Origin of the sequence: Pollutimonas harenae, from assembly GCF_004153685.1 — a bacterium.
Lineage (GTDB): Bacteria > Pseudomonadota > Gammaproteobacteria > Burkholderiales > Burkholderiaceae_B > Pusillimonas_C > Pusillimonas_C harenae.
The window spans coordinates 453,641-468,126 of sequence record NZ_SDQD01000001.1; the positions used below are offsets into that span (position 1 = coordinate 453,641).

Sequence of the window (14,486 nt, forward strand, 5' to 3'; positions counted from 1 at the left end):
GGCTGGCGCTTAGCTTACAGCAGGCCTTTTTCTTTGAAGTATTTCTCGGCACCGGGATGCAACGGTGCGGACAGGCCATTCTTGACCATATCTTTGGCTTCCAGGTGACCAAATGCCGGATGCAGCTTCTTGAAGTCGTCGAAGTTCTCGAATACGGCTTTTACGATCAAATAGACGGTTTCCTCAGGTACATCAATTGAGGATACAAAAGTAGCCAGCACGCCATAGGTGTTGGTCTCCTGGGGGTTGTTGGGGTACAGGCCAGCAGGAATCGTTGCCTTGGCGTAATACGGGTAATCGGCAACCAGCTTGTCAACCACCGGCCCGGTAAGCGACATCAGCTGCGCACCGCAGGTAGTGGTGGGGTCCTGGATATTCGCCGAAGGGTGGCCCACGCCGTACATAAAGCCGTCGATCTTGCCATCGCACAGCGCAGGGCCGTGTTCGTCGGGGCGCAATTCAGACGCCAGCGAGAAGTAGCTCAAGTCCAGGCCTTTGGCCTTCAGAAATTGCTCCATGGAAGCGCGTGTACCCGAACCCGGATTGCCCACATTGAAACGTTTGCCCTTCAGATCGTCAAACGACTTGATGTTGGCATCTTTGCGGACGACGTATGTAAAGGGCTCGGGATGCAGTGAAAACACCGAACGCAGTTTCTTGAACGCGCCTGCATCTTTGAATTGGCCTTCGCCGTTATAAGCATTAAAACCCACGTCGGACTGTACGACGCCCAGATCGAGTTCGCCAGCCTTGATGGTGTTGATGTTGAACACCGACCCACCCGTGGATTCCACAGAACAACGCACGCCATGCTCGGCACGATCTTTGTTGACCAGACGGCAGATTGCTCCACCCGCTGCATAGTACACGCCGGTCACACCACCGGTGCCGATGCTGACGAACTTCTGTTGGGCCACGGCGGGTAGTGGTGATGCCAGTGCGGCAAACATGGCCGCGGTGCCGGCAGTCAGGGCCAGACGTTTGCCCGCCGCTGAATTGAATAATTTTCGCATAATGCTCTCCTTGGGTTGCCCCTCTTGACATATTGCCGGATGCTGTCCGGCATGATCCACAAGCACTCGCAAGCTTGCCTGTGTATATAGGCGACCGGCCATTGTATAAAAACCGTTATGCTTAAAACAAATAATTACATAAGGGTTTTTACTTACATCACGCTGATACGGTTGAATTTTATCGATGCCGTATATATTTGAATGTACCTACCGCCGTCGCCACCAGAAATGAGTCGTCTACCCAAACTTCGGCACGCGTAAAGAACACGCTGCGCCCTCTGCGCTCTACATAGCCTTTACCGATCAGGCACTTGCCGTCGTGGCTATCCAGGAAGTTGGTCGTCAGTGACAATGTCAGGCTGCGCAACTCGGGTTCGCCCGGCGGCGTATACAAACCACTGTAGCCGGACACCGAGTCGAGCAAAGTACATATCACCCCGCCATGGACGCGACCGGTTCGATTTCCAAGCCTTTCTGAAATGGGCAAATGCATTTCAGCATATCCCGGAGACCATTTCGTTAACGTCATGCCCATCCACTCAAGAAACGGATTTTTGATGGGTAAGGGCTCGTTGTGCTCCAAAGTCATGCTACGCAACATCCAAAATAGTTCAAAACACTCGAGATTATTCCATTTCCCGAGCGGCTACATCATCGTCGACAATCAGTGTCAGTTTTTCATTCTCAAAATCGGCATGCAAGGGTTCGAGCTGTGGCATGGTCTTGTTGGCCTTGGCCGACAACTCATTGAAGCGGGACGCCTTGCCATACAGACCCTGTTGGCCCGCCACCGCCGTAACCGTGTCGTTGTAGTGCCGGCTTACCGTATCCAGCGTAGCACCCAGTTTTTTCAAGCGCTCGGCCACCACTACGACCTGGTTATACAGCTCGCCTGCCCGCGCACTCAGTTCGTGAGCCTGCTCAGTACCCCGAGCAACCATCCATAAGTTGGCCACCGTTTTCAGTATGGGCATCAGGGTGGTGTGCGAAACCATGATCACATTACGCTGATAACCATAGTTGAAAAGCTCTTTATTATGCTTCAACGCCTCGATGAAGGCCGGCTCTATGGGCATGAACATCAATACAAAACTTGGACTGCGCATACCAATCAGGTTGCTGTAGTCTTTTTTGGCCAGATCATCGATATGATTGCGCACGGCCTTCACGTGCGCGTCCAGCGCGGCCTGACCGCTGGCTTCGGTATCGGCAGCAACAAAACGTTCGTAGTCGACCAACGATACTTTGCTGTCTATCACTACATGCTTCTGATCTGGCAGCTTGATCACGAAATCAGGCTGACGGTCATTACCCTGTGCGTCCTTGAAACGCGGCTGTGTCTGGTAGTGATCCCCCTTGAAAAGACCTGCCAGCTCGAGCGTACGCTCGAGCTGCATTTCGCCCCAGTTACCGGTGGTCTTCTTGTCACCCTTCAGAGCGCTCGCCAATGTATTGGCTTCTGTGCTGATCTTCATACCCACGTCAAGGACCCGCTTGATTTCAAGCCCTAGCGACACATTGCCTCGCAAAGCTTCGTCGTGCACCTGATTAACCCGGCTCTGAAATTGCTCGATCTGTTCCCGAAAAGGCTTCAGCAAGGCATCCAGCGAAGTCTGGCTGTTTTGGGCAAAGGTTTTGCCTTTTTCTTCCAGGATCTGATTGGCCAGATTCTGGAACTCATGCCTGAGCTGCATATTGGACTGCTCCCGCCCCTCTTTCAAACGCTCTTGCAAGCCTTGCACAGTAGCCTGCCGCTCGGCACGCACCGCTGCCAGTCGACTGCGAAAAATCAGGCTACTTATGCCCGCTCCCACCAGCACGCCTGCCAGGCCCAGCAAAATATCCATCACGTCTATGGAATATGCGTACATACCACCCTTTCTTTACTTTTATATAGCTCGATTTTGTACGGTGAAGCCGCGCGCCAATCCGTAACAATCACCCATACTGTGCGACGCTTTCGCAGAAGCGGAAGCTAACAAATTAAACAATTTCCGCGCCGCAACAACCGTATAATGGGTCAGAACATTCAAAAGAACAAATCCTCGGCCGCCTCGTCGGTTCTCAGTGCTTCGCAACACGGAGGGCATGCATGTCCAGCAATCAAAACACGGTCACATTTCACGACGGCAACACTGCACCCCAGCTAGGCCTGGGTGTCTGGCAAGTAGAAGATGACATTGCCGCCTCTGTCTTGATCAATGCTCTGAAAATTGGTTATCGCTCCATTGACACCGCCGCCGCCTACGGAAACGAAACAGGCGTCGGCAAGGGCATTGCCCAGTCTGGCGTCAAGCGGGAAGAACTATTCATCGCCACCAAGCTCTGGAATGACCGCCATGGTCACGACATATCTAAAGTTGCCTTCAACGAAAGTCTCGAAAAACTCGGCCTCGATTACGTCGATCTGTATTTGATTCACTGGCCCGTGCCCCAACAAGGGCTATTTGTAGAGGCCTGGGAAAGCATGATCCAGTTACACGACGAAGGTCTGACCAAGTCAATAGGGGTCTGCAATTTCAATATCAGCCACCTTCAGCAACTGCTGGATGAAACCGGCGTGCTGCCCGTCGTCAACCAGATCGAACTGCACCCCTATTTTCAGCAAGAAGCTTTGCGCGATTTCCATGCCGAACATAGCATCATCACCGAGGCATGGAGTCCTCTCGGACGAGGACGGCTGCTCGAAGATCCCGTGCTGGCAGGCATTGCCCATAAGCATAGCTGCAGCGTGGCCCAAGTCATACTGCGCTGGCATACGCAATTAGGCAATATGGTCATACCGAAATCGGTTCATACCGGCCGGCTGACCGAGAACCTCCATGTCTTCGACTTGCAACTCGACAACGAAGACATGGCGGCCATAGCTCAATTAGAGCAGCCAGATGGCCGTAACGGCCCCGATCCAGAAACCTTCTATCTGCCCTAATAATGCGGCGGTTTCTCGTGCGCATATGAATCAGCGGAGTCGCTATCGCTAGTGGCTGCTTCGAGGCGCTTGATCAGTGCCGTGCATAGGGCACGCAACTCATCTATTTGCTTTTGCTGCTGGTAGACCTGGTCATTCAGACTTTGAACCAGGTCTTCCAGGGCGGTCAGCTTGATTTCAATATCGATCAATCGATGTTCCGCAGACACGTTCTACACCTAATCCAACAAGCTTCGCAACACGTATTGCATGATACCGCCATGCCGGTAATAAGCGGCCTCGCTGGGGGTATCGATACGCACCTGCGCCTCGAACTGAACGTCACCCGCCTTGACCTTGACCGTCTTGGGGATGTCTCCGCTATTCAAATCGGTAACACCAATGATGTCGAATGCTTCTTCACCCGTCAAACCCAGAGATTCGGTGGTCTGCCCTTCGGGATACTGCAAAGGCAAGACACCCATGCCCAGCAGGTTGGACCGGTGTATGCGCTCGTAGGACTCGGCGATGACTGCCCTTACTCCCAGCAACACTGTGCCCTTGGCTGCCCAGTCGCGCGAGGAACCTGATCCGTATTCTTTGCCAGCGAGAATGACGAGCGGGATGCCAGCCTTGATATAGGCAGTGGACGCATCGAAAATGGTTGAGACGGGCGCATCGGCCTGGGTAAAATCACGTGTGTATCCGCCTTCGGTGCCGGGCGCCAATTGGTTGCGCAAGCGCACATTGGCGAATGTGCCACGAATCATGACTTCGTGATTACCTCGGCGCGAGCCGTAGGAGTTGAAGTCAGCGGGCGCCACACCATGTGATGTCAGGTAGGTGGCTGCCGGGGAATCCTTGGCAATTGAGCCCGCAGGGCTGATGTGATCAGTCGTGACCGAATCACCCAGCTTGGCCAGCACTCTGGCACCAGTGATATCCGACACGGGCTCTGGGTTGCGGGGCATGCCTTGAAAATAGGGAGGCTGGCGCACATAGGTAGACTCAGCATCCCAATCGAAAATGGCGCCCTCGGGAGTGGGCAAGCCACGCCAGCGCTCGTCTCCGGCGAACACATCAGCATACCCGCTGCGATACATCCCGGACTCTATCGACGACTCGACAACTGCCGCTACCTCGCTGGCCGATGGCCAGACGTCTTTCAGATAGACACTCTTGCCGTCTTTGCCAGTGCCCAGCGGGGAGTTGAACAAGTCGATATCCATGGTACCGGCCAGTGCATAGGCCACCACCAGCGGGGGCGACATCAGGTAGTTCATCTTGACTTCGGCATGGATGCGGCCTTCGAAGTTGCGATTACCAGACAGGACCGACACGACCGCCAGGTCGTGGCCTGTAACAGCCTGACTGACCTCGGGAATAAGCGGACCCGAGTTGCCTATACAGGTGGTACAGCCGTAGCCCACCAGGTTGAAACCCAGAGCCTCAAGATAAGGCGTCAACCCTGCACGTTCGTAGTAATCGGTGACTACGCGCGACCCGGGAGCAAGACTGGTCTTGACCCAGGGTTTGCGAGTCAGGCCCAGCTCGACCGCCTTCTTGGCGAGCAGCGCCGCAGCAATCATCACTGTTGGGTTGGACGTATTGGTGCAGGATGTGATGGCGGCAATCACCACAGCCCCATGATCAATCTGGTATTGCGTGCCATTCAGGGTGATGGACACCGGATCACGTTGATCACGCCCAGCTGCGGGCGCTTGCTGGACATGATCGTTAGGCTCTTTCGAGGATGGCCCTGATTCTGCATGGGACGGTGGATCGGACGCCGGGAAAGTTTGCTCGACGTCATTATCGTAGCCTTGCGGTTTGGCCTCGGTGTGGCCGATCAGCTCGGACAAAGCCCCCCGGAATGACTGCTGCGCATCGGTGAGTTCGATGCGGTCTTGCGGACGCTTGGGGCCCGCAATGGAAGGCACGACTGTAGACAGGTCGAGCTCTAGTCGCTCTGAATAACGAGGTTCGGCGTGCTCATCGTGCCACAGGCCCTGAGCCTTGGCATAAGCCTCGACCAATGCAATCTGCTCGGATGAGCGGCCCGTAAGCGTCATGTAATCGAGCGTGACCTGGTCAATAGGAAAAATGGAAATGGTTGAGCCGTATTCGGGGCTCATATTGCCTATGGTGGCGCGATTGGCGAGCGGCACGGCCGCCACGCCTGGTCCGTAGAACTCAACAAACTTGCCCACCACGCGATGTTTGCGCAGCATTTCGGTAATGGTCAGCACCAGATCGGTAGCCGTAGAGCCTTCGGGCAACGCCCCGGTCAGCTTGAAGCCGACCACGCGCGGAATCAGCATGGAAATTGGCTGACCAAGCATCGCAGCCTCGGCCTCGATGCCGCCCACACCCCATGCCACAACACCCAGGCCATTGACCATGGGGGTATGCGAATCAGTCCCGACACAGGTATCGGGATAGGCGGTTGCCACGCCGTCTTTTTCGTTGACGAATACTACGCGCGACAAGTGCTCCAGATTGACCTGGTGCACGATACCGGTTCCCGGTGGCACGACCTTGAAATCGTCGAAGGCATTCTGGCCCCAGCGCAAAAACTGATAACGCTCGAGGTTGCGTCCGTATTCGATTTCCACATTGCGCTGGAAGGCGTCGTTCGTGCCGAAGGCATCCACAATGACCGAGTGGTCGATCACCAGCTCAACCGGCGCCAGCGGATTGATGCGGTTGGCACTGCCGCCCAAAGCCTGCATGGCTTCGCGCATGGCGGCCAAATCAACCACGGCAGGCACTCCAGTGAAGTCCTGCAGGACGACCCTCGCAGGCGTAAAGGCGATTTCACGGCTGGGCTGAGCGTTAGCATCCCAGTTGGCCAGGGCATGGATATCGTCAGCGGTAATATCTGTGCCGTTTTCGGTGCGCAACAGGTTTTCGAGCAAAATCTTCAGGCTATAAGGCAGGCTGGCCACATCGAGCCCCGCTTGCGTCAGTGCATCGAGCCGGTATATTTCGTAGGACTTCCCCCCCACCTGCAGCGGGCTTTTGGCATTAAAGGAATCGATACTGGCCATGATGCAAACCTCCGTATAGCTGTCGACGAATCCCGGACCGGGATGAACCGAATCACGATATCATGTTCCTGCGGGTATATAAAGAATGGCCCGGCTGATTCTGCTGGTTTTAAGCCAGCCCCGCCCACGCCCCTCGAAGACGTCACGTATTCTTCATGGAAGCCATCCATCACATCGGTTAAAATAAGGGATTACCCTTATCGGATATCGAATGACCTATGTCGTCACCGAGGCCTGCATACGGTGCAAATACACTGACTGCGTCACGGTCTGCCCCATGGACTGCTTTATGGAAGGTCCTAATTTTCTGGTTATCAATCCGGATGAATGCATAGACTGTTCAATCTGCGTCGCCGAATGTCCAGTCGGCGCCATCGTCAGCGACCATGAAATTGCCGAGGACCAGCACCATTTCCTGGATATCAACCGCCGGCTTTCGCAGCATCCGGCCTGGAAACGAATCAGTCGGGCCAAACCACCATTGCCTGATCATGAACATTGGGCAACCGTCACGGATAAATTGTCCTTGCTCGAGACAGAACCGATCTGAGGCTATGTCAGGTAATCTGCGGCCACCTTTTAATAGCTATAAACTATCAGAACGATCACAACAAACAACTTCCTCCTGTTAACGATATTGATTATCATTTAATAAAACACATCCGATAGGAGAAGTTCATGTTGTTGCTAGCCCAGAAAACCAGCCAGGTTACCCTGCATATGTCGGTGGCCTTTGGCGTGACTTACGCTTTTACGGGCTCATTGGCAACGGGAGGCCTGGCCGCCGTATTAGAGCCCATCTGCAATGTGCTACTGCTACCCTTGCATGATCGCTTATGGAACAAGCTGCGTACACAGCCCCTGCACACAAACCACCTGACTCACTCTTAGGCCGACTCGCCCTCTTCGGTGCCGCTAACCGACGTACGCTTGCTGCCGGCCAGCCAATAGCCCACGCCGATCACCACGATTGCACCGGCTGCCTCCACCACTGCCTTGGCCAGGCCATCCAGCTCACCAAAGTATCGCACGACGAAGGCATCGGACACCAACATCCCACCTGCAATCCACCCCAGCAAACCAGCGCCGAGCGTAACGATAATGGGAAAGCGATCAAGCAGACGCAGCAGCAAGGTGCTGCCCCAAATGATGATGGGCACGCTGACCAGCAAGCCAAAAACGACAAGAATGACCTGATGGTCGGCATGCGCCCCCTGCGCAGCGGCGGCAATGGCTACGACGTTGTCCAGACTCATGACAAAATCAGCCAGAATGATGGTTTTGATGGCGCTCAGCAATGAGCTGCTGCCCTGGATATGATCGTTTCCATCCTGTGGCACCATCAGTTTTATACCTATCCACAACAGCAATACGCCACCAATCAGCTTGACGAACGGCAATGTCAGGAGGGATAAGGCAAAAGCAATCAAGACAACCCGCAAGGCAATGGCGCCACCCGTGCCCCACAAGATGCCTTGCATGCGCCGTTCCGACGGAAGATTGCGGCAGGCAAGCGCAATCACGACAGCGTTGTCGCCCCCTAGCAAGACATCTACCATGATGATCTGGGATACCGTGATCCAGTTCAGGTTCTCGAGAAACTCCACCATGTCTTGTCCTTTTTATAATGGGCCGCCATTACCAGGTACATGCCTTCAGATTATCGTGCTGCGATATATTTAATAGTAATACCCTGCTCCTCCAAAGGTTTTAAAAGCCATACCGACATCAGGCTCATAGCTTGCCGCAAAGCGAAAGGGCCGGTATAACAATCAGGCTTACCTTCTCAACTCGCCCGGACACCACCTCATGATCGACTTCAAACAGATAGATGCATTCGTCTGGGTTGCCGAGCTAGGTAGTTTTCGCGCTGCAGCAGAGAAACTCAACACGACCCAGCCTGCCATTTCACAGCGTATCGCCGCCCTGGAATCCACCATGACGGTACGCCTCTTCGAACGCGGAGCACGGGGCATCAAGCTGACTGAAAAAGGCCAGGAACTGCTGTCGCACGCGCAACGCATGCTGGAGTTGCGCAACGAAATGCACCACGTGGCACAGTCGCCTAACGCTGTGCGCGGCACACTGCGTCTGGGCACATCTGAAACACTGGTGCAAACCTGGCTGCACGACTTGATTGATGCCTTGCACCAGAAGTATCCGGCCTTGGTGGTTGAGATTCATGTAGACACCACTCATGTCCTGAGAGGATTACTGGCCTCGCATCAGATTGACCTGGCCATGTTGCTGGGCCCCACCCAGGAACCCAAGGAGCTCCACCTCCATTTGTGCGACTATGATCTGGCTTGGGTGGCCAGCCCCATGCTCAAGCTGCACGGCAGGCGAGTCTCGATTACCGAACTGGGCCGCTATCCGGTCATCACCTACCCCTCGGTCAGCCAGCCTTACCATGCGGTCAAGAACTCCCTGCTTGAAGCCGGCATCAAGGCTCCCAGAATTTACGGCAGTGCCTCGATGAGCACTATCGTGCAGATGACTCTGCGCGGTATCGGGCCCAGCGTCATTGCCCCGGCCGTTATTACACAAGAGCTGGCACAAGGCAAATTGCACTTGCTGAATGTTGCCAAGACACCGCCACCGCTGAGCTTTTATGCTTGCTGGATAGACACCCCGGACAGCCACACCCTGCGCACGGTTGCGCGCCTGGCGCAGCGCATCGCAAAAGCCTCAGCAGGTCAGACATAAGAATTATTTATGACCCTACATGCGAACTAACGATTGGACAGGGCCCGTAGATTCAGTGCACTCTAGAAGCTCGTGTATCAATCGGTATAGCGCTTCCATGAATCAAGACAACACTCTTCATACGACGCTCACGCCCGAGGCGGCCAATTGCCGCGCCTTGATACGCCGTGGCGCGCACACAGGCCCTACCGCTGGGCTGGCGCCTGGTTATGTGCAAGCCAATCTGATGATATTGCCCAAAGACCTGGCCAACGAGTTCCTGCTGTTCTGCCAGCGCAATCCCAAGCCCTGCCCGCTGCTGTCCGTCGCCGAACCCGGCCAGTACGCAATGCCGGCACTGGGTCAGGACATCGACCTGCGTCAAGACGTGCCCAAGTATCGCGTCTGGCACCATGGCGAGTTGGCAAGCGAGCCCAAAGATCTTATGGATATCTGGCGCGATGACCTGGTGTCTTTCGCAATCGGGTGTTCGTTTTCTTTCGAAGAAGCATTGCTGGCCAACAGCATAGACATCCGCCACATCAGCCAGGGCAGGAATGTACCGATGTACCGGACCAACATTCCCACCGCCAACACAAGTAAGCTGCATGGACCGCTAGTCGTCTCAATGCGTCCCATGAAAGCCCACGACGCCATCCGTGCCGTCCAGGTCACATCACGCTTTCCCGCCGTACATGGCGCACCCATACATTTGGGCGACCCCGCCCTGATAGGCATTCAAGACATCAATCAACCTGACTATGGCGATCCCGTCGACATACACGAAGGCGAGATCCCTGTTTTCTGGGCCTGTGGCGTTACACCGCAATCCATCATCCATACAGTCAAACCGGCATTCAGCATTACACATGCCCCCGGTCATATGCTGATTACCGATATCAGCAACGCCAGCCTGGCTTCGTTCTAGGCTTATCCAACTATTGTTTTGGCTATACCCGAGGAGACCACCATGAAGAAAATACTATTATCGACACTCGCCGCCAGCACCTTGCTCATTGGCACCACTGGCGTGGCGCAGGAAAAAGTAGCAGATCTGCCCAAAACACAGCTGCAAGTCGTGGGCGGCCTCAGCAACCTGACCGCCTACCGAAATCACGAACAGCCGTTCTGGACCAAAACCATTCCCGAACTATCCGATGGCAAAGTCACCGCCACCATCAAGGGATTCAACGACATGGGTCTGAAGGGACCTGAAATCTTGCGGCTCATCGGCCAAGGTGTTATTCCCATTGGCACGGCAACGATTGCCTACTTTGCCAGCGATAATCCTATCAATGAAGCCATTGACCTGGCCGGCCTGGCCCCGGACGTCAAGATCGCACGCGAAATTACCGATGCATTCCAGCCTGTCTACGAAAAGTTCTACGCAAAGAACGGCATCAAAGTGCTGGGCTTTTCCACCTATCCCGCTCAAGTATTGTTCTGCAATGCCGACATCAGCGACCTGTCTGACGTAAAAGGAAAAAAAGTACGCACCAGCAGTCGCACAACGGCCGAATTCGTCCAGGCCTTGGGCGGATCGAGCGTGACCATACCTTTCGGCGAAGTGGTACCTGCCTTGCAGAACGGCGTCGTGGACTGCGCCATTACCGGCTCGATGTCGGGCTACTCGGCCAAATGGTACGAAGTGAGCACACACCTTTATGCACTGCCCATCAACTGGAATCAGCAGATACACGCTGCCAATCAGGCCTACTGGGACAAGCTCGACCCCAAGGTCCAGGACTTTCTGCAGAAAAACATTGATGTCATGACTGACCAGATATGGGATGACGCCGCCAAGGAGACACAGGAAGGCTACGACTGCAATACAGGCGCCGAGGCCTGCAGCCAACCTGTCAAAGGCAAGATGAAGCTGGTGGTACCCACCGATGCCGACCGCGAGCTACTGAAAAAAATCGCAGCGGAAACCGTCGTTCCGAAATGGGCAGCCCGCTGCTCGGCCGAATGCGTTCAGGACTTCAACGCGACTATAGGCAAGAAGCTGGGCATCACAGCCAGCAAATAGTCACTATGCTCTCGTGCGGCGGCATTGGCCGCCGCCGACCCACTGATCAGTGACCACTATGAACGACTCAATCGAACGCTATCCGCAACTTGCACGACTGCTTGCCTGCGCTACGACACTGTCACGCATCGCCATTTGGGTGGCTGGCAGCCTGACCTTGCTCAGTGCTCTGTATATCACTGCCGACATCATGACCAGGAAGTTTCTCGGCTTCCCTCTGGGCGGCGCTGATGAGCTGTCGGGCTATGCTTTTGCAATCAGTATTTCGTGGGCGCTTTCGTTTGCCTCCCTGCAGCGTGCCAACATCCGTATAGATGCGCTGTATCAACTGCTGCCAACACGCTTATGCGCCATACTTGATTGGGTTTCGCTTGTGGCGCTGGCGGTCTTCATCGCCTACCTGACCCGCTACGCCGCCGACGTCTCCATGCTTTCCTGGACACGCAATGCAACGGCCAATACTGTCATGGCCACACCGTTGTGGATACCGCAGTTTCTGTGGCTGGCCGGCCTCATCTGGCTGTGCATCGTTTTGGCCTTGATGCTGATACGCGCTTCCCTGGCGCTGGTCACCGGAGACACGGCAACCATCAGCGCACTATGCGGCATACGCAGTGCGCAGGAAGAAGCCAACGACGAGGCTGAAGCCGGAATAAGAATGGTACAGGAGGGCCCATTATGATTACGACCTCCCTGGTTTTGCTGCTGGTCCTGATCGGCATCAGTATCCCGGTCGGTGCAGCACTGGGCGTACTGGGCCTGATTCTGGACCCTCTTTACTCCATGCTGCCGCTCACACGAGCTATAGGCGAAGTGTCGTGGTCGACCAGCAACGAGTTCCTGCTGGTCGCCATCCCCTTGTTCATCATGCTGGGCGAAATCCTGCTCCGGTCCGGCCTCGCCGAAAAAATGTACAACGCCATGAGCATGTGGCTGTCGTGGCTGCCTGGTGGCCTGATGCATGCAAATATTGGCGCCAGTGCCTTGTTCTCGGCAACTTCGGGGTCCAGCGTAGCTACCGCCGCAACCGTTGGTACCGTGGCCTTGCCGCAAATAAAAAAGAAGGGCTATCACGAGCCTTTGTTTCTGGGCAGCCTCGCAGCCGGCGGAACATTGGGCATACTGATTCCGCCATCCATCAACCTGATTATCTACGGTGTCCTGACAAACACCTCTGTGCCACGGCTGTATTTGGCCGGCATTATTCCCGGTCTGGCCATGGCCACCCTTTTCATACTGGTCATCGTGGCCGCTTGCCTGGTCAAGCCCGAGTGGGGTGGCCAGAAAATCACCGCCAGCTGGAATGATCGCCTGCGTAGCCTGGTGCATCTGCTGCCACCACTAGGCATTTTTGTGCTGGTGGTCGGGTCTATTTATGCGGGCATCGCCACCCCTACCGAAGCGGCCGCCCTGGGTGTGGTCGGCGCCTTGATTCTTGCGGCCTGCATGCGTCGCCTGACGTTCAGCATGCTGCGCGAGGTTATGGAGGGCACCATGAAGGCTACTGCCATGATCATGCTGATTGTCATCGGCGCCGCCTTCCTTAATTTCATCATGTCCGCCACAGGCCTGACCACGGCGCTGACCAACACCATTTCGGGCCTGAACGTCTCACCCACAACGATGTTGCTGATTCTGGTCGTCTTTTACCTGGTGCTGGGCTGCTTTATGGAGACCCTCTCCATGATGATCACCACCATCCCTATCGTGGCACCCATTATGTTCGCCCTGGGTTTCGACCCGGTCTGGCTGGGTATCGTCATCATCATCCTGGTTGAAGTTGCACTTATTACTCCACCCGTAGGCTTGAACTTGTTTGTAGTCCAAAGCCTGCGTAAGAACGGCAGCATGAACGACGTAATGATCGGCAGCCTGCCTTTCGTGATCATGCTGCTGGCCATGGTTGCCCTGCTGGCCCTGATGCCTGACCTGGCGTTGTGGCTGCCACGTATTTTCAGTTAACTCGAATGACGGGAAAATAACATGAAGCTTTCTTTTGAACTGGACTCGACCGAGCCGACGGCAAGCATCGAGGTCGATATCAAGACCTGCATCGTTGCTGGTTGGGCGGGCCGTGACTTGGCTGCCATTGAACACCATATCGAAGAATTGGCCGAACTGGGGGTCCCTCGCCCTAGCGCTGTTCCTTTGTATTACCGTATCGCGTCCAACCAGCTGACACAGGAGCAGGAAGTGGAAGTCGTTGGCGACGGGTCTTCCGGCGAGGCGGAAGTATTTATTTTTTCGCACCAGGGCAAAACCCTGATCAGCCTGGCGTCCGACCATACCGACCGCAAACTCGAAGCACACAGCGTGGCATTATCCAAGCAGCTATGCGCCAAACCGGTGGCACGCGCGGCGTGGGCTTATGACGACGTCGAGGCATACTGGGACGAACTCATCCTGCGTGCCTGGATAGAAGAAGACGGTAGCAGCGTCCTCTACCAGGAGGGCACGCTGGCCTTGCTGCGTCATCCCATGGAGTTGATCGAAGGCCATTTTGGCCAGCGAGCCATCCCTGAGCACGCCGGCATGACTTGCGGTACGGTTGCAGCCATAGGACCCATCCGGCCAGCGCCGTCCTTTACCATGGAGCTGTTCGACCCAAGACGCGAACGCAGCATACGACACACTTATACGCTGCGGATATTGCCCGAAGTCGCCTGAACCGGCGTCAAGGTAATAATCCATACTGCAAATCGGGGCTATACGTCTTGCGTATCAGGTCAACGCTATATTGACAGATATCAGACACCAACCTTAGTTGTCGTCGACACGGTTTCCCCCCTGCTTTGCTGTAT

15 protein-coding genes are annotated in these 14,486 nt (G+C 55.2%); 9 read left to right on the forward strand and 6 right to left on the reverse strand.

Features of this window, described 5'->3' with window-relative positions; all coding sequences use genetic code 11:
• Nucleotides 1-14 precede the first annotated feature (14 nt).
• From ERD84_RS02085 to ERD84_RS02095, 3 genes are all read right to left on the reverse strand, one after another.
• Complete coding sequence (locus ERD84_RS02085; protein ID WP_130037781.1) at nucleotides 15-1,013, reverse strand: TAXI family TRAP transporter solute-binding subunit; 999 nt, start codon at nucleotides 1,011-1,013, stop codon at nucleotides 15-17.
• Nucleotides 1,014-1,191: 178 nt separating this feature from the next.
• The gene (locus ERD84_RS02090) at nucleotides 1,192-1,602 is read right to left on the reverse strand and encodes a PaaI family thioesterase (RefSeq protein ID WP_130037783.1); all 411 of its coding nucleotides are present in this window, start codon (nucleotides 1,600-1,602) and stop codon (nucleotides 1,192-1,194) included.
• 37 nt (nucleotides 1,603-1,639) lie between these two features.
• Complete coding sequence (locus ERD84_RS02095; protein ID WP_130037785.1) at nucleotides 1,640-2,884, reverse strand: DNA recombination protein RmuC; 1,245 nt, start codon at nucleotides 2,882-2,884, stop codon at nucleotides 1,640-1,642.
• 221 nt (nucleotides 2,885-3,105) lie between these two features.
• On the opposite strand from ERD84_RS02095, the gene ERD84_RS02100 reads away from it, so the two are divergent.
• Complete coding sequence (locus ERD84_RS02100) at nucleotides 3,106-3,942, forward strand: aldo/keto reductase (RefSeq protein ID WP_130037787.1); 837 nt, start codon at nucleotides 3,106-3,108, stop codon at nucleotides 3,940-3,942.
• Here ERD84_RS02100 and ERD84_RS02105 read toward each other — a convergent pair.
• A complete protein-coding gene (locus tag ERD84_RS02105) occupies nucleotides 3,939-4,151 on the reverse strand; it encodes a SlyX family protein (RefSeq protein ID WP_130037789.1) in 213 nt (70 codons plus the stop codon). The genes ERD84_RS02100 and ERD84_RS02105 overlap by 4 nt on opposite strands.
• A 9-nt stretch (nucleotides 4,152-4,160) precedes the next feature.
• The gene (locus ERD84_RS02110; RefSeq protein WP_130037791.1) at nucleotides 4,161-6,971 is read right to left on the reverse strand and encodes an aconitate hydratase; all 2,811 of its coding nucleotides are present in this window, start codon (nucleotides 6,969-6,971) and stop codon (nucleotides 4,161-4,163) included.
• Between the two features lie 211 nt (nucleotides 6,972-7,182).
• Here ERD84_RS02110 and fdxA point away from each other — a divergent pair, with 211 nt between their 5' ends.
• Both fdxA and ERD84_RS02120 read left to right on the forward strand, forming a co-directional pair.
• Nucleotides 7,183-7,521, forward strand: coding sequence for a ferredoxin FdxA (fdxA, locus tag ERD84_RS02115; RefSeq protein ID WP_130037793.1), 339 nt, complete (start codon nucleotides 7,183-7,185; stop codon nucleotides 7,519-7,521).
• Between the two features lie 128 nt (nucleotides 7,522-7,649).
• A complete protein-coding gene (locus tag ERD84_RS02120) occupies nucleotides 7,650-7,862 on the forward strand; it encodes a DUF2061 domain-containing protein (RefSeq protein ID WP_130037795.1) in 213 nt (70 codons plus the stop codon).
• On the opposite strand, the gene ERD84_RS02125 is transcribed toward ERD84_RS02120, so the two are convergent.
• Nucleotides 7,859-8,581, reverse strand: a complete 723-nt coding sequence (locus ERD84_RS02125) for a TerC family protein (protein WP_130037797.1) — start codon at nucleotides 8,579-8,581, stop codon at nucleotides 7,859-7,861. The genes ERD84_RS02120 and ERD84_RS02125 overlap by 4 nt on opposite strands.
• Before the next feature lie 199 nt (nucleotides 8,582-8,780).
• Between ERD84_RS02125 and ERD84_RS02130 the strand changes: the two genes are divergently transcribed.
• The 6 genes from ERD84_RS02130 (at nucleotide 8,781) to ERD84_RS02155 (ending at nucleotide 14,352) form a co-directional block, all read left to right on the forward strand.
• Nucleotides 8,781-9,677: a LysR family transcriptional regulator gene (locus tag ERD84_RS02130; protein ID WP_130037799.1), complete on the forward strand. Its 897-nt coding sequence runs from the start codon at nucleotides 8,781-8,783 to the stop codon at nucleotides 9,675-9,677.
• A gap of 97 nt (nucleotides 9,678-9,774) precedes the next feature.
• Entirely contained in the window at nucleotides 9,775-10,584 is an 810-nt protein-coding gene (locus ERD84_RS02135) for a putative hydro-lyase (RefSeq protein WP_130037801.1), read from the forward strand.
• A gap of 42 nt (nucleotides 10,585-10,626) precedes the next feature.
• Nucleotides 10,627-11,685: a TRAP transporter substrate-binding protein gene (locus ERD84_RS02140; RefSeq protein WP_130037803.1), complete on the forward strand. Its 1,059-nt coding sequence runs from the start codon at nucleotides 10,627-10,629 to the stop codon at nucleotides 11,683-11,685.
• Between the two features lie 58 nt (nucleotides 11,686-11,743).
• A complete protein-coding gene (locus tag ERD84_RS02145; RefSeq protein ID WP_130037805.1) occupies nucleotides 11,744-12,367 on the forward strand; it encodes a TRAP transporter small permease subunit in 624 nt (207 codons plus the stop codon).
• A complete protein-coding gene (locus tag ERD84_RS02150; RefSeq protein ID WP_130037807.1) occupies nucleotides 12,364-13,647 on the forward strand; it encodes a TRAP transporter large permease in 1,284 nt (427 codons plus the stop codon). Before ERD84_RS02145 ends, ERD84_RS02150 begins: the two co-directional genes overlap by 4 nt.
• Nucleotides 13,648-13,668: 21 nt before the next feature.
• The gene (locus tag ERD84_RS02155; protein ID WP_130037809.1) at nucleotides 13,669-14,352 is read left to right on the forward strand and encodes a DUF2848 domain-containing protein; all 684 of its coding nucleotides are present in this window, start codon (nucleotides 13,669-13,671) and stop codon (nucleotides 14,350-14,352) included.
• Nucleotides 14,353-14,486: the final 134 nt, after the last annotated feature.